General features: G+C 56.6%; 20 protein-coding genes and 1 pseudogene. 14 read left to right on the forward strand and 7 right to left on the reverse strand.

Going from position 1 to position 19,163, the window contains the following annotated elements:
* Positions 1-127: 127 nt before the first annotated feature.
* Positions 128-643 (reverse strand): annotated as a pseudogene (locus GTU67_RS08010) (DUF2058 domain-containing protein); the annotation flags it as partial.
* A 109-nt stretch (positions 644-752) separates the two neighbouring features.
* The gene (locus GTU67_RS08015; protein WP_249417636.1) at positions 753-1,649 is read right to left on the reverse strand and encodes a LysR family transcriptional regulator; all 897 of its coding nucleotides are present in this window, start codon (positions 1,647-1,649) and stop codon (positions 753-755) included.
* Positions 1,650-1,802: 153 nt separating this feature from the next.
* Here GTU67_RS08015 and GTU67_RS08020 point away from each other — a divergent pair, with 153 nt between their 5' ends.
* The 7 genes from GTU67_RS08020 to GTU67_RS08050 all read left to right on the forward strand — a co-directional run bounded on the left by GTU67_RS08020 (position 1,803) and on the right by GTU67_RS08050 (position 6,875).
* A complete protein-coding gene (locus GTU67_RS08020) occupies positions 1,803-2,345 on the forward strand; it encodes a cytochrome b (RefSeq protein ID WP_185779578.1) in 543 nt (180 codons plus the stop codon).
* A 93-nt stretch (positions 2,346-2,438) separates the two neighbouring features.
* On the forward strand, positions 2,439-3,011 hold the full coding sequence (locus GTU67_RS08025) for a YceI family protein (protein ID WP_185779579.1): 573 nt from the start codon (positions 2,439-2,441) through the stop codon (positions 3,009-3,011).
* Between the two features lie 100 nt (positions 3,012-3,111).
* Positions 3,112-3,681 (forward strand): YceI family protein, encoded by a 570-nt coding sequence (locus GTU67_RS08030; RefSeq protein WP_185779580.1) that lies wholly within the window; start codon positions 3,112-3,114, stop codon positions 3,679-3,681.
* A gap of 215 nt (positions 3,682-3,896) precedes the next feature.
* Complete coding sequence (locus GTU67_RS08035; protein WP_346727004.1) at positions 3,897-5,138, forward strand: SpoIIE family protein phosphatase; 1,242 nt, start codon at positions 3,897-3,899, stop codon at positions 5,136-5,138.
* A gap of 2 nt (positions 5,139-5,140) precedes the next feature.
* Positions 5,141-5,734 carry a SiaB family protein kinase gene (locus GTU67_RS08040; RefSeq protein ID WP_221893321.1) on the forward strand — a complete coding sequence of 198 codons (594 nt, stop codon included), beginning with the start codon at positions 5,141-5,143 and terminating at the stop codon, positions 5,732-5,734.
* A gap of 50 nt (positions 5,735-5,784) precedes the next feature.
* Complete coding sequence (locus tag GTU67_RS08045; RefSeq protein WP_185779582.1) at positions 5,785-6,174, forward strand: DUF1987 domain-containing protein; 390 nt, start codon at positions 5,785-5,787, stop codon at positions 6,172-6,174.
* 29 nt (positions 6,175-6,203) lie between these two features.
* Positions 6,204-6,875, forward strand: coding sequence for a GGDEF domain-containing protein (locus GTU67_RS08050; RefSeq protein WP_185779721.1), 672 nt, complete (start codon positions 6,204-6,206; stop codon positions 6,873-6,875).
* Here the strand turns inward: GTU67_RS08050 and GTU67_RS08055 are convergent.
* The gene (locus tag GTU67_RS08055; RefSeq protein WP_185779583.1) at positions 6,860-7,768 is read right to left on the reverse strand and encodes a LysR family transcriptional regulator; all 909 of its coding nucleotides are present in this window, start codon (positions 7,766-7,768) and stop codon (positions 6,860-6,862) included. The genes GTU67_RS08050 and GTU67_RS08055 overlap by 16 nt on opposite strands.
* Before the next feature lie 108 nt (positions 7,769-7,876).
* On the opposite strand from GTU67_RS08055, the gene GTU67_RS08060 reads away from it, so the two are divergent.
* From GTU67_RS08060 to GTU67_RS08075, 4 genes are all read left to right on the forward strand, one after another.
* On the forward strand, positions 7,877-9,097 hold the full coding sequence (locus tag GTU67_RS08060; protein ID WP_249417637.1) for a M20 aminoacylase family protein: 1,221 nt from the start codon (positions 7,877-7,879) through the stop codon (positions 9,095-9,097).
* 23 nt (positions 9,098-9,120) lie between these two features.
* Positions 9,121-10,155 carry a TRAP transporter substrate-binding protein gene (locus GTU67_RS08065; RefSeq protein WP_185779584.1) on the forward strand — a complete coding sequence of 345 codons (1,035 nt, stop codon included), beginning with the start codon at positions 9,121-9,123 and terminating at the stop codon, positions 10,153-10,155.
* Positions 10,156-10,261: 106 nt separating this feature from the next.
* Positions 10,262-10,747 (forward strand): TRAP transporter small permease, encoded by a 486-nt coding sequence (locus GTU67_RS08070; protein WP_185779585.1) that lies wholly within the window; start codon positions 10,262-10,264, stop codon positions 10,745-10,747.
* The gene (locus GTU67_RS08075) at positions 10,747-12,039 is read left to right on the forward strand and encodes a TRAP transporter large permease (protein ID WP_185779586.1); all 1,293 of its coding nucleotides are present in this window, start codon (positions 10,747-10,749) and stop codon (positions 12,037-12,039) included. The genes GTU67_RS08070 and GTU67_RS08075 overlap by 1 nt, the downstream gene beginning before the upstream one ends.
* A gap of 136 nt (positions 12,040-12,175) precedes the next feature.
* Here GTU67_RS08075 and GTU67_RS08080 read toward each other — a convergent pair whose 3' ends face one another.
* Both GTU67_RS08080 and GTU67_RS08085 read right to left on the reverse strand, forming a co-directional pair.
* On the reverse strand, positions 12,176-14,347 hold the full coding sequence (locus GTU67_RS08080) for a xanthine dehydrogenase family protein molybdopterin-binding subunit (protein WP_185779587.1): 2,172 nt from the start codon (positions 14,345-14,347) through the stop codon (positions 12,176-12,178).
* Positions 14,348-14,358: 11 nt separating this feature from the next.
* The gene (locus GTU67_RS08085) at positions 14,359-14,820 is read right to left on the reverse strand and encodes a (2Fe-2S)-binding protein (protein ID WP_185779588.1); all 462 of its coding nucleotides are present in this window, start codon (positions 14,818-14,820) and stop codon (positions 14,359-14,361) included.
* A gap of 311 nt (positions 14,821-15,131) precedes the next feature.
* Between GTU67_RS08085 and GTU67_RS15505 the strand changes: the two genes are divergently transcribed.
* From GTU67_RS15505 to GTU67_RS08095, 3 genes are all read left to right on the forward strand, one after another.
* Positions 15,132-15,731, forward strand: coding sequence for a catalase (locus GTU67_RS15505; protein ID WP_221893322.1), 600 nt, complete (start codon positions 15,132-15,134; stop codon positions 15,729-15,731).
* 40 nt (positions 15,732-15,771) lie between these two features.
* Positions 15,772-16,161, forward strand: coding sequence for a catalase family protein (locus tag GTU67_RS15510; RefSeq protein WP_221893336.1), 390 nt, complete (start codon positions 15,772-15,774; stop codon positions 16,159-16,161).
* A 135-nt stretch (positions 16,162-16,296) separates the two neighbouring features.
* A complete protein-coding gene (locus tag GTU67_RS08095) occupies positions 16,297-16,707 on the forward strand; it encodes a cytochrome b (RefSeq protein ID WP_346727008.1) in 411 nt (136 codons plus the stop codon).
* On the opposite strand, the gene GTU67_RS08100 is transcribed toward GTU67_RS08095, so the two are convergent.
* Both GTU67_RS08100 and GTU67_RS08105 read right to left on the reverse strand, forming a co-directional pair.
* Entirely contained in the window at positions 16,708-17,331 is a 624-nt protein-coding gene (locus GTU67_RS08100) for an NUDIX domain-containing protein (RefSeq protein WP_185779589.1), read from the reverse strand.
* A gap of 31 nt (positions 17,332-17,362) precedes the next feature.
* Complete coding sequence (locus tag GTU67_RS08105) at positions 17,363-18,865, reverse strand: methyl-accepting chemotaxis protein (RefSeq protein WP_185779590.1); 1,503 nt, start codon at positions 18,863-18,865, stop codon at positions 17,363-17,365.
* Positions 18,866-19,163 lie beyond the last annotated feature (298 nt).

Consider the following 19,163-nt stretch of genomic DNA (forward strand, 5'->3'; position numbering starts at 1 on the left):
AATAACTAAACCCGGAATCCCTAGGATAGAATCGATTGGAGACATCGACATTACCTCCATTAAACGTGTTTCTTCGCAAAAACAAGTCTAATGAATGTCGCTGTCCCCCTTTAATGATGAAGAGCCGAATTTTGTAATCGGCATAGGGGTCATCCTCGTCGATTCTGGTCTCTGGCTTTTTCACGCGAACGACAACAGACGGGTCGCGCTCGGCAATTTTATCGGCCACAACCTTGGGCACCAGTTCAGTGGCATCGCCCAGCCGAATAATCACCAGTTGGCCTGCTGCCAACTGCGACCGCACCGTAGCGGACACATGGATACGCTCGATCTTTGTTCCGAACGTAAAGTTGTAGGCGATGTCACCGCCACCCCTACCCTGGCGGCTTTGTTGCACCATCTGCACAATCTGCGCCTGAATGGCCCTTGCCCTGGCTTCTGCATCGCGTTTTGCATTGAGCTCACGCACGGCGTCGCGCTGTTTTTGCTGCTCGTCAAGCGCCGCCTGCCGGGCTTCGTCGACAAGCGGCTCGCCGGTACGACGCGCGACCTTCTTCTGCTGGCTTTTGTCCTGGTGGACTTTCTTAACCTTTTTCTGGTCAACCAGGCCGGCCTTCAAAAACTGTTCTTGCAATGAAACCATCTTCACACCCTGTAATTGCAGTACTTTCCCGCCAAACCCTTTGAGTTGCAGGTCTAGGCCACCATTGTATGCCCTGGCTGCGCGGCACAAAGACCCAACACACCTGCCCCTACCCCAACACTTCTTTAAGCGTGTCTATAAAGGCAAGGGTTCGCTGGGGCAGCAGTTTACGGCCGGGGGTTACGCACCAGACATTCATTTGCGGCAAATGCCATTGCGGCAGTACCCGCAACAATTCGCCGCGCTCGACGTGCGGACGGGCGAAGCTTTCGGACAAGCCCACGATACCCAGACCCTGAACAGCCAATGCCTGCTGCAGGCCCACCGAGTTGGCTGACAACATGTGCAAAGGCAAGCCTTCCCAGTGTTCGGTGTTGCTGCGGCTTAAACGCCATATTTGCTGGTCTCCGGCGCTGGTAACCAGAACAAGCCCCGTATGCGACTGCAGTTGCGGCGGATTTTGGGGTGTGCCGTGCCGGGCCAGATACGCCGGCGAGGCGTACAAGCCGTTATGCAACGTAATAATGCGCCGCGCGACTAGCGCGTTGTCGTCGGGTAACTGGGCAGCGACACGCACCGCGACGTCGAAGCGCTCGGCGACCAAATCAACACGGCGTGACGACAAGTCGATATCCAACCGGACATCGGGATGACGGCGCGAAAACGTTGACAGTATTTGCACTAGCGACAGCTCGTGATATTCGGGAGGAAAAGAGACACGCAAAATGCCCTGTGGTGTCACCTGCCGATGCAAGGCAAGCGCGGTTGCCGCTTCGGTATCATCGACCAGTCGACGCGCATATTCAAGCATGCGTTCGCCAAACTCGGTCAATACCAGACGCCGGGTACTACGTTGCATCAGACGCTCACCAAACACGTTTTCCAGTTCGGCCAGCCGTCGCGACAAGGTTGATTTTGGCAAGCCCGTCAGGTCGGACGCGCGCGTAAAACTGCCGGCATCGACGATATGTGCGAACAAGATCAGGTCGTTTGCGTACAGGTTCATGGTCATCGGCTCAATCTATTGTCCCGTTTTTGGGAATATTAAAACCATTTACCCCTATTTTTGTCCATTTTTGTTTCCAATAAAATAAAGATCCTGAAACCTGAGGGAACCTTTCTGCCCCGGCATCAGACCAACTCACTTTCTGGAACCGAGATGACGCAACGCTACTCCCGCACCGCAATTTTCTTGCACTGGCTTGTCGCCCTGGGCCTGGTGGGTACGTTTGCGCTAGGCTTTTATATGGAAGGCCTGCCGCTGTCACCTAACAAGCTCAAACTGTATTCGTGGCATAAATGGGCAGGTATCACCCTGTTCGCTGTCATCATTGTTCGGGTAGCGTGGCGCCTGTCGCACCAACCTCCCGAACTCCCGGCCTCGACCGGCCCATTGGCCAAACTGGCCGCCCACGCCGGGCACCTTCTGTTGTACGTGCTTATGCTGCTCATCCCGCTTAGCGGCTGGTTAATGAGCTCTGCGCAAGGGTTCCCGGTGGTGTGGTTTGGCATGGTAGCGCTGCCTGATCTGGTGCCTAAAGACAAAGCATTGGGCGATGTGCTTCAAACTGTTCATGTCGTGCTGAACTACACCTTGCTGGCTGCGGTCGTTGGCCACGTTGTTGCCGCGCTGTACCACCAGTACGTTAAAAAAGACGGGCTGCTGCAGCGCATGTTGCCAAGGCTTCGCGTCAACGCCTGAAACGTATTCGGGCCATAAACAGCCAAGGCCACCAGGCGAAAATTTCTTTGCCTGAAACGAACACGAAAACAAACCTGTACCAGAGGAACCAAGATGAAACTGACGACCCTACCCGCCCTTGCGCTGGCATTTGCACTGAGCTTTGGCGCAGTCGCCCCCGCGGCGGCCGCCACCTACACAACCCTTGATCCGGCGGCCAGCCACATCACGTTTGGCTACAGCCAGATGAACGTCAAGATGGATGGCAGCTTTGGCGAAATTTCGGCCAAAGAGCTGCAGTTCGACCCTGCCAAACCCGAGTCGGCCAAAGTCACTCTTGACATCAAGCTGGCCAGTGTTGATGCCGGCTATGCCGAAGCCAACACAGAACTGAAAAAGGCCGAATGGCTGAACTTGGCGACCCACCCGTTGGCGACCTTTACATCAAGTTCGGTCAAGGCCCTGGGCAATAACCAGTTTGAAGTGGCCGGTACCTTATCAATTAAAGGTCACACCCAGGACATCGTCGTACCTGTCACCTTTACCGAAAAAGACGGCAAAGGCGAGTTTGAAGGCCAATTTACGTTCAAGCGGGGCGACTTCAAAATCGGCGAAGGCGAGTGGGCTGATTTCAGCATTGTTGCCAACGACATCCAGGTCAAATTCCATATCGTGACCACCCCATAGCCGCTTTGCCGATTGTCACCGCCTCGCAACCTTTTTATAAGTTAATACGCACAGCGTCTCCAACGTTATCCATCAACCTGCACCTACCCAAGGAATCTCCATGAAAAAAACTCTGATTGCCGCCGCGTTTGCCACCTTCTTTGCCGGTCAGGCCCTGGCCGCACCGCAAACTTACGTCATTGACTCCAGCCATACATTCCCGCGGTTTTCTTACAACCACATGGGTATGTCAAAGCAAATTTTGCGCTTTAACAAAACAACCGGCACGGTTGTGCTCGACAAGGCAGCCAAAGACGCCAAGGTCGACGTCACCATTGACACCACCACCATCGATACCGGTTTCGAAGCATTCGACGGCCACATCCAGGGTGCAGACTTTCTTGACACCGCGAAGTTTCCAACGGCTACGTTCAAGTCAACCAAAGTGGTCTTCGAAGGCGACAAGCCCGCCAGCATCGAAGGCGACCTGACCATCAAGGGCATCACCAAGCCTGTCACATTAACGGTCACGTCGTTCTTTAATGGCCCACACCCCATGCTGAAGAAAGAAGCCGTTGGTGCAAACGCAACGACAGTCATCAAACGCAGCGACTTTGGTGCAGGCAAGTATGCACCTGCCGTGGGTGACGAAGTCACGCTCGACATCGCGCTTGAAGCCGTCGTCAAATAAGACAGTTTTGCCTTAATAGTTATCACAAAAAGTCACGGTGCCCTGAGCGGCATCAGACAACTCAAAAGTCCCTCTCATGCGGCGGCGCGGACACTGTTCTTAACCTTGTCACGCCGCCGTCATATGCCGCGTCTATCATTCACGCAGTAGCGTCGAGTCAACACAAATTCGACGCTACGTTGTTTACGTAATGCATGCGTACAGAGACGGCGACAGTGACATCCAAATTCAGCACCCCCTCGGCGGTACCTCTAGCGAACCATCGCGCGACCGCCCGGCGGCTTGCCATCGACGTCCCAACCATCACCTCTGACATGACCAACGCCGATGTCCTGCACATCCTGGGCGAACATCGCGACCTGGTCAGCTTGCCTGTGCTTGAACATGACCAGCCGATTGGCCTGATCAGCCGCAACATCTTCATGTCGCAGATGTCCAAGCCCTACTACCGCGAGCTATACGAAAAGAAAAGCTGCATTGCGTTCATGGACAAGTCACCCCTAATCGTGGACATTGACACGCCCATAGAAACGCTTGCGGCTAAAGCGGTCGCCTCCGGCGACAAGACGCTGGCCGACGGGTTCATGTTTATAGAAGGCAACAGGTTTGCTGGTATAGGCATTGGCCTTGACCTGATGCATGCACTGGTCGAGCTTCAAATCGAAAAAAACCGGCAAGTCATGCAAAGCATTGACTACGCCAGCACCATTCAGCGCGCCATGTTGGGCGAATCGCTAAATGCCATGCAAGCCACGCTGCAAGATGTCGCGATTGTCTGGGAGCCTCGCGACATTGTGGGCGGCGATTTTTACCACTTTGAAACTTTTGCCGGCGGCTGGTTCGCCGCGCTGGCCGACTGCACCGGCCACGGCGTTCCGGGTGCATTCCTGACGTTAATTGCGTCCTCGTCGCTGCGACACGCACTGGACCAGCACGGCCCGCAAGACCCCGCATTCTTGATGTCGGAAGTGAGCCGGGGCATGAAACAAGCGCTGGGCCAACATGCGCCAGGCGCCACCGAGACGGCGTCGAATGACGGTATGGACGCTGTCTTTATGTGGTTTGACGCCGGACTTAAGTCCCTGACCAGTGCGCACGCCAAAATGCCGTTGTTTGTATTGGCTGCCGACCAGAGCGACGTTGTTACGGTTGACGGCGAACGTCGCGGCCTGGGCTACCCCGACACACCGGCCGACGCCCGCTGGACAAACCACACCACGCTGCTGCAGCCGGGCACCCTTTTATTTGCCTGCACCGACGGCCTGATTGACCAGATTGGCGGACCAAAACACATTGCCTTTGGCAAGCGGCGCCTGCGACACGCCCTGCAAAAACACCGCACGCAAGACCTGATGACACTTTCGGACACGCTGATGCATGAGCTGCGCACGTATCAGGGCACCCAGCTTCGCCGCGACGACCTCACCTTTTTCGGCTTTCGATTTCCAGAAGATTAACCATGACGAGTGCCCAGGTTTTACCCACCACAAAAAATCACAGCCTGCACTGGCGCCTGTTTTGTCAGTGCGCCGAAGCACGCGAGATCATCTTCTACTACGAAGGCTACTTTTCGCAGACCATTATTGCAGCGGTAGCCGACGCGGTAAAACTGCGCACCGAACATGTTGGCGCCGCCAACACCACACGACGCAAGTTGTTCTCGTCGTTCATCGAGATGACGCAAAACATCATCCATTATTCGGTAGATGCCTACAACACGCACAACGGCGACAACTTCAACAATGAGATCAGACACGGATCGATCTGTATTTCGACTGAAGCGGGGCGCTACTACCTGCATTGCGCAAACCCGGTCAACGTCGACGTGGCCGAGCAACTGCAAAGCAAATTGGCCCACCTGCGCAGCCTGACCATTGACGATATTAAACGCGCGTACAAAGAAAGCCTGCGCGCCGAGACGTCTGAAGACAGCAAAGGCGCCGGTCTTGGGCTGCTGACCGTCGCCCGCGACGCAAGCGAGCCTCTTGAGTTTGATTTCGTCCCCATTGCGGGCAGCCAGAACAAGTTTTTCTGCCTGAAAGCAACGATCTGACGCGTGCAAGCCCTGCCCCTTTTACCTTGCTGCCTTTATCTGTAAAGACCATGAACAATATTTTCATTGCCGCCACGGCCAGTACGCCGGAGATTGACTTTCGGTTTGACGAGCGCATTTTGTACATCAAAGGCGAGGCGTACCCCGAGAACGCCGCCCTGTTCTGGGGCGAACTGATTGCCGCCATCAAGACCTTCATCGACGAGGACGACAGCCACGACCCGGTCATCGTTGACGTGGCACTGACCTATTTCAATAGCTCGAGCACCAAAATGCTGTTTTCGCTGTTTGACGCGCTAAATGAAATGGCGGCGGGCGGCACACCCGTGCTGCTGAACTGGTACCACGATGAAGACGACGACACTATTTATGAGTTTGGCCAGGAGTTATGCGAAGACTTTGACAGCCTGACCTTTCGAGACCACGCATTGCAAGGCTGACTGTGGACAAGGCATTGTTTGAGGCCGAAATGGCCGCACTGGCAAGGGCCAACGCGGCACTGGCTGCCGAATCGGGCAGCTTGCAATTACGCGAGGCACTGGAAGATCTGGCGACGCACTATCGCAGGCTGATGCGAGAAACCCATCGGTTGATCCGGCATGGTGACCGTACCGAAGCCGAACTTAACACCGCCAACACAAAGCTGCAGCAGCTAAGCGCCGAACTGGACTACAAGGCCCGCCACGACACCTTGACGGGCAGCCTGAACCGTGGCGCCGTTTTTGAGCTGGCCCGGCGTTACCTGACCCAGGCGCCGCTGTCGCTGATTATGCTGGATATTGATTTCTTCAAGCGCATCAACGATACCTACGGTCACCCCGCAGGGGATGCCGTCATTCGGGAGCTGGTCGAACGGCTGAGCGCTGTGCTGGGCGACACAGGGCATATTGGCCGTGTGGGCGGCGAAGAATTTACCATCCTGTTGCCAGACACCGCCTTGCAAGCCGCAGCGCACATTGCAGAACGCATACGGGCCAATGTGGCCAACCACGCATTTGACTGTTTGCCGCAGCACCCGGTCACGGCAAGCTTTGGCATCAGCTGGAGCACGCCCGGCACACCGTTTGAACACGCGTATTCGCGCGCAGACGCCGCGTTGTATCAGGCCAAGAAGCAAGGGCGGAATCAGGTGGTGTGCTGATCGGCCGCCAAAATAGCGCGCTCCAGCCAGATACGCAGCCGGTCTGCTGCGGGCGTAAACGGTACACCCCGCACGCTGAACAACCCCAATGTGGCATCTGGGGGATGCGGCTGCACGCCGAACGGCACAACGCCGCAACTGGATAACGGGTCGACCATGAGCCGATCTGGCCCGATGCCCACCAGATCCGTTCTGCGCAGCATTTCCATCATCAGCGTCGGTGACGTGCAGTGCACGACATGGATTGGCCGCGGCAAACCGGCCTCGGCCAGCCAATGCAATAAATGATGCCCGGTGCTGCCATTGGTCATATTCAGAATCCAGCGCGCCTTCGACAACGCCTGCCAATCAGTCGCGTTGGCCAGCGGGTGGCCGGCACGCCCTGAAATCAGCAAACGGGTTTGGGTCAGCGGTTTGAATGAAAGCTCGGTGGGTAAGGTATCGCGCGTTGAAATGGCCACGCCGAAATCCAGCTGGCCTTCCAGTAAGCCGGGCACAATTTCGGTCATAAACCCTTCTTTAAGCGTCAGCTGGGCATCGGGAAACGCGTGGGCGAAACGCCGGTAAATATCGGGAAACACCGTCGTGGCTACCACGGGCGTAATCCCAATGGCGATCTTTGCACCTGCCCCGCCGCTAATTTGCCTGACCTCATCGCGTGCGCGGTCCATTGTGGCCAGAATATGGCGCGCCCGGGCCAGCAGCGCCTTGCCGGCATCGGTAAATGTCACGCCGCGATAGCTACGGTTCAGCAACTCGGCGCCCACGTCTTCTTCAAGCTCTTTCATCGAACGCGTCAGCGCGCTCTGGCTGATGTGTAAGGCGCGGGCTGCCGCACGAATCGAGCCGCTATCGGCAACCTGCACAAACGCTTTGATATGTTGATGTTTCATGGGGTGACATCAAAAAGTGGTCATGTATACGAAATTAACGTCTTTAAATTATCACCAAAACACTCAAGAATAGAAAAAAGTGAAATAAAAATTACCCGGAGGAGACAAATGGCATCGACGATGCTGGACCTGCACGCCATGAAGACCTGGCGTCACGCCATACACCAACACCCGGAGCTTGGCTTTGAAGAACAGCGCACCAGCGCCCTGGTGGCACAGTGCCTGACCGATTGGGGTTACGACGTACACACGGGGTTGGCCGACACCGGCGTCGTCGGGACGCTGGTGATCGGCAACGGCCGGGGGCCGCGACTGGGTTTACGCGCCGAAATGGACGCCCTGCCTATTCACGAAGCCACCGGCCTGCCCTGGCAAAGCACCATTAACGGGAAAATGCACGCCTGCGGCCACGACGGCCATACAGCCATTATGCTGGGCGCTGCCCAGGCGCTAGCCAAAATAAACGCGGCCGGCACCGAACTGGGCAACGGCACGCTGCACATTATTTTCCAACCCGCCGAAGAAGTGGGGGGCGGGGGCGGCGCACAACGCATGATAGAAGACGGTTTGTTCAAACGGTTTCCATGCGACGCCATATTTGCCCTGCACAATTTACCCGGTACCCCGGTCGGCCAGTGCTTTTTCCGGCCCGGCGCCTTTATGTGTTCGTCAGACAAAGTCACCATCAAGTTTCATGGCAAAAGCGGGCACGGGGCGATGCCCGACTTGGCGCTGGACCCAACCGTGCCCATGGCCGCGACATTGCTGGGCTTGCAAAGCATTGTGGGGCGCAACCTTAGCCCCTTCGACTCGGGCGTGATCAGTGTCGGGCGCGTGACGGCCGGCACAAGTTACAACATTATTCCGAACGAAGCCGAGCTCGAGTTGAGCGTACGTGCACTACACCCCGAAACTCGCGAAACACTGTGTTCGCGCATTTCTGAACTGGCCAAACACCAGGCGCAAGCGTATGGTTGCACGGCCACGCTTGACTACGTTTTTGGCTACCCCGTATTGGTCAACGACGACGCGCAGTCGCGCCTTGTGGAACAAGCGGCACGCGAAACCTTTGGCGCCGATAACGTCAACGCCGAGGCCCTGCCCCTGGCCAACAGCGAAGACTTTGCCTACATGCTGCAAGAAGTCCCGGGGTGCTATCTGATTATCGGTAACGGCGATAACGGTCACGCCGAGGGCCAACGCTTGGGCCCCTGCAGCGTGCACAACCCGCACTACGACTTCAACGACGAATGCCTACCCTACGGCGGTGCCTTCTGGCTGAACCTGACCCGCATGTTCTTTACCCAACCCCCGGCCACCCGGGGCTGACCCACCCAAAGGAAAACCAAAAAATGAAAATGAGACAAACCTTTAACGCGCTTAAATTGCTGGCCGCCACGGCCTTAGCCACCTGCGCCGTCGGCGTCAATGCCACAACGCTTACCTTGTCCAACTGGGTACCGCCCACCCACTTCCTGACCACCGATGTCCTTCAGGTCTGGGCAGCCAACGTCGAGAAAGCCACTGAAGGGCGAGTAAAAGTTCGCATGCTGCCCAAGCCTGTCGGCAGCCCCCCGCAACACTGGGAGCTGGCACGCAAAGGAGTGGCCGACGTCACCTGGGGTAACTTCACCTACGAGCCCGACCGTTTCAAAGCCCTGTGGTTTGCCGAATTTCCCCTGAACGGCGACAACGGTGAGGCGCAGTCCGTTGCGCTGTGGGACACCTACGAGAAATTCCTGAGCGACAAGCCTACGTTCCAGGGCGTCAAGTTGCTGGGGGTCGGCTTGTTTGGCGGCGGCGCCATCCATCACGGTAAAAAAGATATCGTTTCGCCCGAAGACCTGAACAACCAGAAAATCCGTATGGGTGGGCCCATCCAGAAACGTCTGCTGGAAGAAATGGGCGCAATCCCCATTGCTGCCCCTGGGCCGCAGGTATACGACCTGCTGCAAAGCGGTGTGGTCGACGGTTCGTTAAACCCGATTGAGTCGGTCATCAACTTCCGCGCGGCCGATTTGCTCAAGCACCACACGCTGGTGCCCGAAGGGTTCTACGATGCAACGTTCTTCCTGGCCATCAATGAAAGCAAATGGAATAAGCTGTCAGAAGCCGACCGCAAGGCGATCATGACGGTTTCGGGCGAACACTTTTCGCGGCTATGGGGCAAGGTCTACGACGATCAAACCCGGGCAGCGCTGGTTACCCTGAAAGAGAACGGTCATAAATTCAACACGCCGTCACCCGAGCTCATGGCCAAGATCAAACAAGTCAGCGATGGCATTTATGCCGACTGGGTCGCCGACAAGGCGGAGTACGGTGTTGAAAACCCGGAAGAGATGGTCAAGTTCTACCGCGAGCGGTATAAAGCGCTGAAGGCAAACTGAGCCGGCTCGCGCGTGTACTCATGCACACGCGCTTCAATCGCCCTGCGCGCATCTGCCCCTGGGGTAGGTGCGCCGTACAGGGCTCCCCCCTTTGAAGAGACGCTTCATGCCCATGCTTTTTCAAAAACTGCGCAAAGCTATCGAGACGCTACTGATCACTGCGCTACTGGCCATGGTAGGGCTGACTTTTGCCGACGTCATTGGCCGGCGCTTTTTCAGCGCGCCCATTTACGGCGCCCACGACCTGACCGAGCACCTGATGGCGCTGATTGTCTTTACCGGCCTGCCGCTGTTAACCGTGGCTCGTGGCCATCTGGTTGTCGACTTGTTCGACCGTTACCTGATGACCGACGCCATGCGCTGGTGGCGCGGCGTCATTGCCGTGCTGGTCTCGGCCGTATTGCTGCTTATTGGCTACCAGTTTGTGCTGGCTGCACTAGATGCCCACCTGATTCGCGAAATCAGCCAGGAACTGCTTATCCCGCGCAGTTACTTTTACGGCCTTATCAGCGCGAGCTGCTTTATTAGCGCCATTGCTGCGCTGTTGCCTCCACCCCACTCAAATAACATCGTCACGAAGGAAAACACATAATGATTGTGGGATTCTCTGCGCTGGTCGCAGTGTTGCTGCTGACATTTTTGCGGGTACCCCTGGCGTTTTCATTGCTGACGGTATCCATTGTGGCCATTGGTATCGACATGGGTTTTGATACCGCCTTGACCATGACATCGATGACCATATCAGAAGCCGTATTTTCGTACGAGCTGGCAGTGGTGCCGCTGTTTATCCTCATGGGCAATATTCTGTCCCGCTCGGGTATATCGGCCGACCTGTTTCGGGCCGCCAACGCCTGGTTTGGCCATGTTAAAGGCGGGCTGGCCTTGTCAACCATGGTGACATGCGCGGGGTTTAGCGCCGTGTGCGGGTCCAGTCTGGCCACTGCAGCCACCATGGCCAAAGTGGCCTACCCCAGCATGAAAAAATACGGATACTCCGACGGCTTGGCCGCCGCGTCGATTGCGGCCGGCGGCACGCTGGGCATTCTTATTCCGCCCTCAATCATTTTGATGATTTACGGCATTCTGACGCAAACCAATATCGGCCATCTGTTTATTGCTGGTGTCATACCTGGCTTGCTGGGGCTGGCGCTTTATATGGCGGCCATCTATGTTGTCGCCCTGCTTAAACCACACAGTGCGCCACGCGGCTCAAAAACCGACATCCACGAAAAGCTGGCGTCACTCAAAGGCGTATGGCCGTTCTGTTTATTGTTTTTGCTGATTATCGGCGGCATTTACGCAAAGATATTTACAGCAACCGAAGCGGCCGGCATGGGCGCCGGCTTTGCGCTGCTTATTGCACTTTTTCAAAAGCGCATCAGCAAAGACGGGTTTCGGGAAATTTTTCTCGAATCGGCGTTTATTTCGGTCATGCTGTATTGCGTGCTGTTCGGCGCCATGCTGTTTGCCAAACTCATTTCTTTCTCGGGCCTGGGCGAAGGGCTGCTGGGCTGGGTGCAATCGGCCGGGCTGTCGTCTTACGGGCTAATTTTTGCAATTTTGCTGGTGTTCTTGCTGTTGGGCTGCGTGCTCGACTCTTTGGCCATCATTCTTATCTGCGTGCCGCTGTTTGTACCCATTGTGCTGGCCAACGGGTTCGACCTGGTCTGGTTTGGCATTTTGGTTGTTGTGGCCACCGAAATCGCCCTGATCACGCCGCCCATCGGCATGAACGTCTTCGTCATCAAGGCCACCTTGCCCAATGTGTCCTTTCCCGCTATTTTCAAAGGCCTGATTCCGTTCATCGGCGTCGACATCCTGCGCCTGGTCATCCTGGTGCTATTCCCCTCTATAACCATGGGGTTGGTGTACTTGATGCAATAGGCCGAAGCCCCGACCATTGGCGGATCACGTCAACCGCTGTCGTAAGCAGTCAATTACCGCAGTAAAAAACGGCCCCTTTCGGGGCCGTATAAACTGCTTGAACGCGCTAAGAGATCAAGCTGAACGCAAAGGTTGATTAGATAGTTTTGGGAAACGGCAGTTCGCGAACGCGTTTGCCGGTTAGCTTGAACACCGCTGCGGCCACCGCAGGGGCCACGGGGGGCAAGCCCACTTCACCCATACCACCCGGCGGGTTGTCGGTGGGCATGACCTTGACCTCGATGGGTGGCACCTGGTTGGCGCGCAACAGCGGGTACTTGTCAAAGTTGGTTTCTTGTACCTGCCCCCCCTTGTACACCAGACGCTCGTCCATCATGGCCGAAATACCGAAAACAGCGGCGCCTTCGACCTGGCTACGGATATTGCGTGGCGAGATGGCATGCCCGCAATCGACAGCCGCCCAAAGCTGGTGAATATGAGGACGACCATCTTTCATGGACACTTCGGCGATCATGGCAACGTTGGTTGTCCAGGCATCGGAAAACGCCAGACCCAACGCACGCCCTTCGGCACGGGGCTTGCCCCAGCCAGCCATGGCGGCCACTTCTTTTAAAACGGCCTGAGCACGAGGCTTGTTCTGCAGAAGTTCAAGACGCAGTTCGAGCGGATCTCTTTTGGTGCCCTCGGCGATTTCATCGATTAAGGACTCGATAGCGAACTTGGTGTAGCCAGCACCCACAGCACGCCAGAACGAAACATCGATGCCGCGCTTTTCGAGGCTATGCTCGACCAGCTGACCCGGGATCTCGTAGATGGTGTCGGCCGCCTCCATGACTGGCGCGTCTTTGTTGCCTGCCGATTGATACCCCTTTGGATTGAAACGTGCGTAAATGCCTTCGGACACCACGCGATGATGCCAGCCCACAATTTTGCCTTGGGCGTCGAGCCCGGCAACCAGGTGCTGTGCCGTCAGCGGGCGGCCGCGTGAACGCTGGAAATCGTCTTCACGTGTCCAGATGACATGCACCGGCACACCCGGCATGGCCTTGGCCACCAGCAAAGCATCGACAGCGTAGTCGGCTTCGACACGACGACCATACCCGCCACCCAACAGGGTGACATTGACGGTGATGTTTTCGGGTTTGAATTTGCCGACTGCAGCCGCTGTACCCGTAACGATACTAGCAGCTTGCGCGGGCACCCAGAACTCGATTTTTTCGCCGTCGACACGCGCCGTACAGTTCATGGGTTCCATGGTGCACTGGGCCACGTGATCGGTCGTGTAAGTAGCGGTAAAAGTACGTACTGCGCCTTTCAGCATCGCCGCTGCGTCACCCTCTTTGTGCCATACATCGCCGGCCTCGCCAACCTTTTCGGCGCGGGCGACGAACTCTTTAAGGGCTGTTGCGCTGTCGTACTTGCGGGCAGGCGATGTATTGGACCAGGTCACCTTGAGCAGATCGCGCGCTTTACGGGCGGTAGCAAACGAGTCGGCCACTACGGCAACGCCGTAAGGCAGCTTGACCACTTGCTTGACACCTTTAACCGCCAACGCGGCCTTGTCGTCGACGGTTTCGGGCTTCTCGCCCTGAACCGGCGTGTACAACACCGACGCCCAAACCATATCGGGCAAACGGAAGTCGATACCGTATTGCGCGGTACCGTTGGATTTGGCCGGCAGATCGACACGGGGCACATCGGTACCGATGATTTTGAATTGGGACATCGGCTTAAGCATGGCCTTGTCGACCTTCGGCGCTTCGACGTCTCCTTTGACCTGAGCAGCGGCTTCGCCGTATGTCATTTGGCGGTTGCTGGCCGCATGCTTAAGCACGCTTTTCTCGGCGACGATTTGATCGGCCGGTACACCCCATGCCTGCGCGGCGACGTTAACCAGCGCCAGCTTGGCTTGCAGACCGGCCAAACGCATGACGTCGTAGTAGCCCACCACGGTACGCGACGAGCCGGTGAGCATGGCGCCCCCGAACTTGGGGTTACCGAACAGTTTGGCGACGCTGGGCGACTTTTCGACGCGTACAGTTGACCAGTCAAGCTCCATGTCTTCGGCCAGAATGGCCGGGATGGATGTCATGGTGCCCTGCCCCATTTCGGAGGCGGGCGAATAAATAAGGGTGCTGTTGTCGGGGGCAATACTGACCCAGACGACCGGGCTGAACCCGCCAGACTTGCTGGCGTCTTGGGCCGCCTGCGCAAGCGCGCCAAGGCTACCACCCCCAAGCATAATACCTACAGCGGCCGAACCGCTGCCCACCAGGAATGAACGACGCGAGATAGATTGAATAGTCATGTCGCTCCCCCTTATGACAAAGCTTTCTGGGCGTTGATGACTGCGGCCGCCACCTGGTTATAAGTGCCGCAACGGCAAAGGTTGCCCGACATTTCGGTCAGGACCTCTTCGCGAGACAACGGCCCTTTGGCCTTTTTCAGCACGCCGGCGGCCGACATGATCTGGCCCGACTGACAATAGCCGCACTGGGCGACCTGCTCGTCGACCCAGGCTTTTTCAAGCGCCTTGCCGGCGTCGGTTTGCATGAAGCCTTCGATGGTTGTGATGTTTTTGCCCTTGACCGCCGCGACCGGCATGACACAGGACCGGGTAGGTTCGCCATCGATGTGTACTGTACAGGCGCCGCATTGCGCCATACCACAGCCAAACTTTGTGCCAGTGAGCTCAAATTGCTCGCGCAGAACCCATAAAAGGGGCGTGTCGTCTGCTACATCTGCCGACACGGGCGCGCCGTTCAGGTTGAAATTAACCATACGAGTAGTCTCCGTCGTGTTCGATTCGTTATAAACCGCGATTCAGTGCACTGAAATACGGGTTCCTTACAATACCGGCATAAGCGCCGGTTTGCAATTCTTACAACTCCCTATATGGCGTGCAATTCTCGGCACGGCTTAGGCATTCTGCTTATGACCCGGTTTTATCACCGCAGAAACAGGGAGATCAGCAACCTGTCAGGTGTCCATGGTTCTAATCAAAATTCTGGATAAACACAGATGACTTGAATCTGCGCCACGCAGGCTCATTGCACTGAATACCATCACAAAGCGAACCTCTCTTTCTCACTATGAACTCTCATATTAAAGGCGCGCTGGCCGTCGGTTTGATCACCGCCGGACTAGCATTGGCCTTTGCCTGGGCCGGCGGTATTTTCGGACGTGAAGCGCTAAGCGCACCAGACTTCGTCAACTTGCAGCAAGGCGCACAGCCGCACGCGGGCTTTCGTCGCGCTCATGCCAAGGGCCTGTGCATTTCGGGCGAATTCGTCTCGAATGGGAACTTGGCCGCATATTCGGCAGCCCAGCTGTTTGAACCAGGCAGTACGCCATTTACCGGACGCTACTCGATTGGCGGCAGCAACCCCACGGCCCCCGACCTGGCCTCGCCCGTGCGCAGCCTGGCACTAAGTCTTGAACAGGCTAACGGCGAACAATGGCGTACCGCAATGAACACCCCGCCAGTGCTTGCGGTAGGTAACCCCGAAGACTTTTTTGAGCAGTTGCAGTCTTTACAGCCTGACCCGGCCACCGGCCGACCCGATCGCAACAAGATCATGGCTTTCTTTCAGGCGCACCCCGAAAGCGCTGCGTTCCTGGCCTGGCCTGGCCTGGCAAAAAACGTACACACCTACTGCCAGCTTTACATCAGAGCAATTTCACGGCATTAACGCCTTTTACCTGGTCGACCGCAACGGTAAACGGCAAGCAGTGCGCTGGGCCGCGGTGCCGCGCCAGACCGTTACAGAAGCAACGCTTGACCGTGACAACCCGAATGCACTGCAAGAAGAGCTGATACAAAGGCTGCAAAACGGCCCGGTGCAATATGACCTGGTATTTACATTTGCCGGCGATACCGACGTGATTGATAACGGAGCCATTCCGTGGCCCGGTGAGCGGCAACAAATAACAGCCGGCACCATCAACATCACCGGTGCCGAAAGCCAGTCTGCGGGCGCCTGCAATGCCATCAACTTCGACCCGCTGGTATTGCCCCATGGCATTGCGCCTTCCGGCGACCCGATCTTGCGCGCCCGTAGCGCAGCTTATGCCGAATCGTACCGGCGCCGCGCTCGCGAAACCTTGCTGGAATCGAATTAAATGAATACGCCTCTTGTTTACCCGTTGGCCATGCGCCTGATGCATTGGGCCATGGCCGTCATTATTTTGTCGCTGCTGTTTTTAGGCGTGTCGATGGTCGACAGCCTGGCCCCGTGACAAAACACGGCGCTGCAGATACATAAAATGCTTGGGTTAACCGCCCTGGTGCTGGTCGTGCTTCGTTTGGTTTTGCGTTTACGCCTGCCGACACCAGCATTGCCGGAAGATTTGTCTGCCCTGCAAAAGGCCGGTGCCAAAGGCGCCCATGTTTTGTTGTACGGCGCCATGCTGGCCATGCCGCTGTCGGGCTGGGCCATGCAAAGCGCTGCAGGTAACCCCGTGGTGTTGCCCTGGGGCACCGTCTTACCGGCCTTGGCGCCCCAAAGCCTGAAAACATATGGGCTGCTGCGAGAAATTCATGGCATCGTCGCCTGGCTGTTTATTGCCCTGGTCGTTGCGCACATTGCCGCCGCCCTGCACCACAAACTGGTACGACGCGACGGCGTATTCAGCAGCATGGCGGGGCGTACAAGCCGCCACCAGTAATTAAGCAGGCTGCCAATCGAGCGTCCAGGCCCCGTTACGCACGTTTTGCAGCCACAACATGCACGTAAGCGTTTTTGCGTCGGTGATGCCGCCGGCGCCACACGCGGCAATCACATCATCGACCCGCGCGGTTATAACGTCGAGGAATTCGTCGTGATCTAGCTGCGCCTGCCCGGGGCGTAAATCTTTGGCAAAAAAGATATGAATGACCTCGGTTGAGTAGGCAATAGCCAGGTCAAGCGTGCCGGCGTAGGCCCATTGCTCGGCGGTATACCCCGTTTCTTCAAGCAGCTCGCGTTGCGCGCATGCCAACGGAGTCTCGTGAGGGTCGAGCTTGCCGGCGGGGAACTCGGTCATGACTTTGCCCACCGGATAACGATACTGGCGTTCGAGCAACACCTGTTCATCATCCAATAAAGGAATAATCACCACCGCACCGGGATGAATAATGTATTCGCGGCTGGCGGTATTGCCGTTAGGCAACCTGACCACGTCACGACGGGCCTTCAAAAAACTGCCCTCGTAAACAGCGGTACTTTGAAGGACGGTTTCAGTCAGATGTGCATCGGGATCGCCCGCTTCGAGGGGCGATAATGACGGCGACGCAGACGACGGTTTGAACATAAGGCTTAACACTACAAGTAAGACAATGGCCTTACTGTAACGCCAATCGGTTACCCCCGCCTGCTAAAGCGGCGGGTTGGGTATCATGCTCGCTGGAGCCTCCATACCGACCGTCATGCGCATCTACTGTAAAAAGAGCCATCACCTCGGCCAAGGTATCTGACTCGTGCGCCAGACGCTGGACCGATGTATCTGTTTTGCCCACCAACGCCATGTTCTCGTGAACGATGTTGTTGATCTGGCCAATTGCCTGGCCCACCTCAAGAATACGCTGCCCCTGGGCTTCGTTCGCGTCCATAATTTCTTTGAAGGTTTTTGCGACATTGACAATGCCTTCAGACAGGTCATTCATGACGTCGCCGGTGCGCTCGATGCGCGTCGTGCCTTCAGATACCTGATTGACCGACGCATCGATCAAGCCGCGGATTTCGCGGGCAGCATCTGCGCTACGCTGCGCCAGGCTGCGCACCTCGCCAGCCACCACCGCAAACCCCCTGCCTTCCGGGCCAGCCCGCGCGGCCTCGACGGCAGCGTTCAGGGCCAGAATATTGGTCTGGAAAGCAATGCTGTCGATGACTGAGGTGATGTCGGCAATTTTGGCCGATGTCTGACTGATACCCTGCATGGTTTTGACAGAGGCCTGCATGGCATCGCTGCCTTGTTCGGCAAGCGCCATGACATGATCAACCTTCTTCTCGGCCTCCAGGGCCTGCTGACGATCGTGTTTGACGGTGTCACCAATGGACTGAATGGTTGCTACCGCTTGCTCAACGGCCTGGGCCTGCAAATGCGCACCGGCTTGTACATCGCGATTTCCGGCTGCAATGGCATCGACAGCGCCATGAATGGATACCGCGCCGGTACGTACCTGACCGACAGCACCAGCCACTGAAGACAACGCCGCCCGAAGCGCCCCTGCCGCCGGACTTTGTGGCGTTTCGGCAGGCAGCGTCAGATCGATACCTTGGCCACCCTGAGCCAAACGGTTGACCATGTGACGCAACTCGGCGGCCTGCAAAGCATCGCGACGCAACCACACCGCAATAATGCACAAGGCGACGGACTCGGCCACCACATACGCAGCGTGCGCAAAGACACGGCCAAGACCGGGTTCGGTGAAGCAAATTGCGCCAAAGCCCAACTCTTGAAAATAATTGAAGCTTAAGTGATGAACCGCAATAACCGCAGCAGCCACAACAATGACCAGCCAGTCGCGGTAGCAAAGCAAAATGGCCAGCAGCACAAAAATGCCGAAGTGAAGCTCGGTAACACCCAGCGACTGCTGAATATGCAACGCGCAGAACATCATGACGGCCGCAGCAACCACCACGCGCGTCAGGCGTGAGCCCGGCATAAGGAAAATAAAGGCCGTCGGCAGGGCAGCTAACGGCAAGCCAACCCCAACCGCCATCCCCCAGGTGTCGTACCACGGGGCAAGCCCTAGCGCCATCACGAATAACAACCACAGAACGGGCAGCATGATGCGGTCAGCCTGACGATACTGCGTTGCCAATAAATCAGAAGAGGATGCCATAAGTTTGAGCTTTTGAAAGAGAGAGAAGTGGCAAAGACCCGACCACGCTGCGCCCGGTCTTCAACATCATCGTGCGCAACGTTGACATTATTATTGTTTCACTAATGTCTAGGACAAACAAAGTTTAAAATGAACTTTGTCTCACCTGGACAACTCCAAGTCAAATACCGGGTCAAGCATGAATCGGCATAGCCTCATAGGGAAAAACAGCCGGGTCAAGACAAAAATTAATGCCCTATTGACCCGAAACATAACAGATCGGGCTTGTCTAAGACAGAATGGATTAATATGATGACTC

Origin of the sequence: Pusillimonas minor (genome assembly GCF_014237865.1) — a bacterium.
In the GTDB taxonomy this organism is placed as follows: Bacteria; Pseudomonadota; Gammaproteobacteria; order Burkholderiales; family Burkholderiaceae_B; genus Neopusillimonas; species Neopusillimonas minor.

Coding starts and splice junctions, on each gene's coding strand:
- GTU67_RS08015 (WP_249417636.1), bottom strand. CDS start 1,649: ATGAACCTGTACGCAAACGACCTGATCTTGTTCGCACATATCGTCGAT.
- GTU67_RS08020 (WP_185779578.1), top strand. CDS start 1,803: ATGACGCAACGCTACTCCCGCACCGCAATTTTCTTGCACTGGCTTGTC.
- GTU67_RS08025 (WP_185779579.1), top strand. CDS start 2,439: ATGAAACTGACGACCCTACCCGCCCTTGCGCTGGCATTTGCACTGAGC.
- GTU67_RS08030 (WP_185779580.1), top strand. CDS start 3,112: ATGAAAAAAACTCTGATTGCCGCCGCGTTTGCCACCTTCTTTGCCGGT.
- GTU67_RS08040 (WP_221893321.1), top strand. CDS start 5,141: ATGACGAGTGCCCAGGTTTTACCCACCACAAAAAATCACAGCCTGCAC.
- GTU67_RS08045 (WP_185779582.1), top strand. CDS start 5,785: ATGAACAATATTTTCATTGCCGCCACGGCCAGTACGCCGGAGATTGAC.
- GTU67_RS08050 (WP_185779721.1), top strand. CDS start 6,204: ATGGCCGCACTGGCAAGGGCCAACGCGGCACTGGCTGCCGAATCGGGC.
- GTU67_RS08055 (WP_185779583.1), bottom strand. CDS start 7,768: ATGAAACATCAACATATCAAAGCGTTTGTGCAGGTTGCCGATAGCGGC.
- GTU67_RS08060 (WP_249417637.1), top strand. CDS start 7,877: ATGGCATCGACGATGCTGGACCTGCACGCCATGAAGACCTGGCGTCAC.
- GTU67_RS08065 (WP_185779584.1), top strand. CDS start 9,121: ATGAAAATGAGACAAACCTTTAACGCGCTTAAATTGCTGGCCGCCACG.
- GTU67_RS08070 (WP_185779585.1), top strand. CDS start 10,262: ATGCCCATGCTTTTTCAAAAACTGCGCAAAGCTATCGAGACGCTACTG.
- GTU67_RS08075 (WP_185779586.1), top strand. CDS start 10,747: ATGATTGTGGGATTCTCTGCGCTGGTCGCAGTGTTGCTGCTGACATTT.
- GTU67_RS08080 (WP_185779587.1), bottom strand. CDS start 14,347: ATGACTATTCAATCTATCTCGCGTCGTTCATTCCTGGTGGGCAGCGGT.
- GTU67_RS08085 (WP_185779588.1), bottom strand. CDS start 14,820: ATGGTTAATTTCAACCTGAACGGCGCGCCCGTGTCGGCAGATGTAGCA.
- GTU67_RS15505 (WP_221893322.1), top strand. CDS start 15,132: ATGAACTCTCATATTAAAGGCGCGCTGGCCGTCGGTTTGATCACCGCC.
- GTU67_RS08100 (WP_185779589.1), bottom strand. CDS start 17,331: ATGTTCAAACCGTCGTCTGCGTCGCCGTCATTATCGCCCCTCGAAGCG.
- GTU67_RS08105 (WP_185779590.1), bottom strand. CDS start 18,865: ATGGCATCCTCTTCTGATTTATTGGCAACGCAGTATCGTCAGGCTGAC.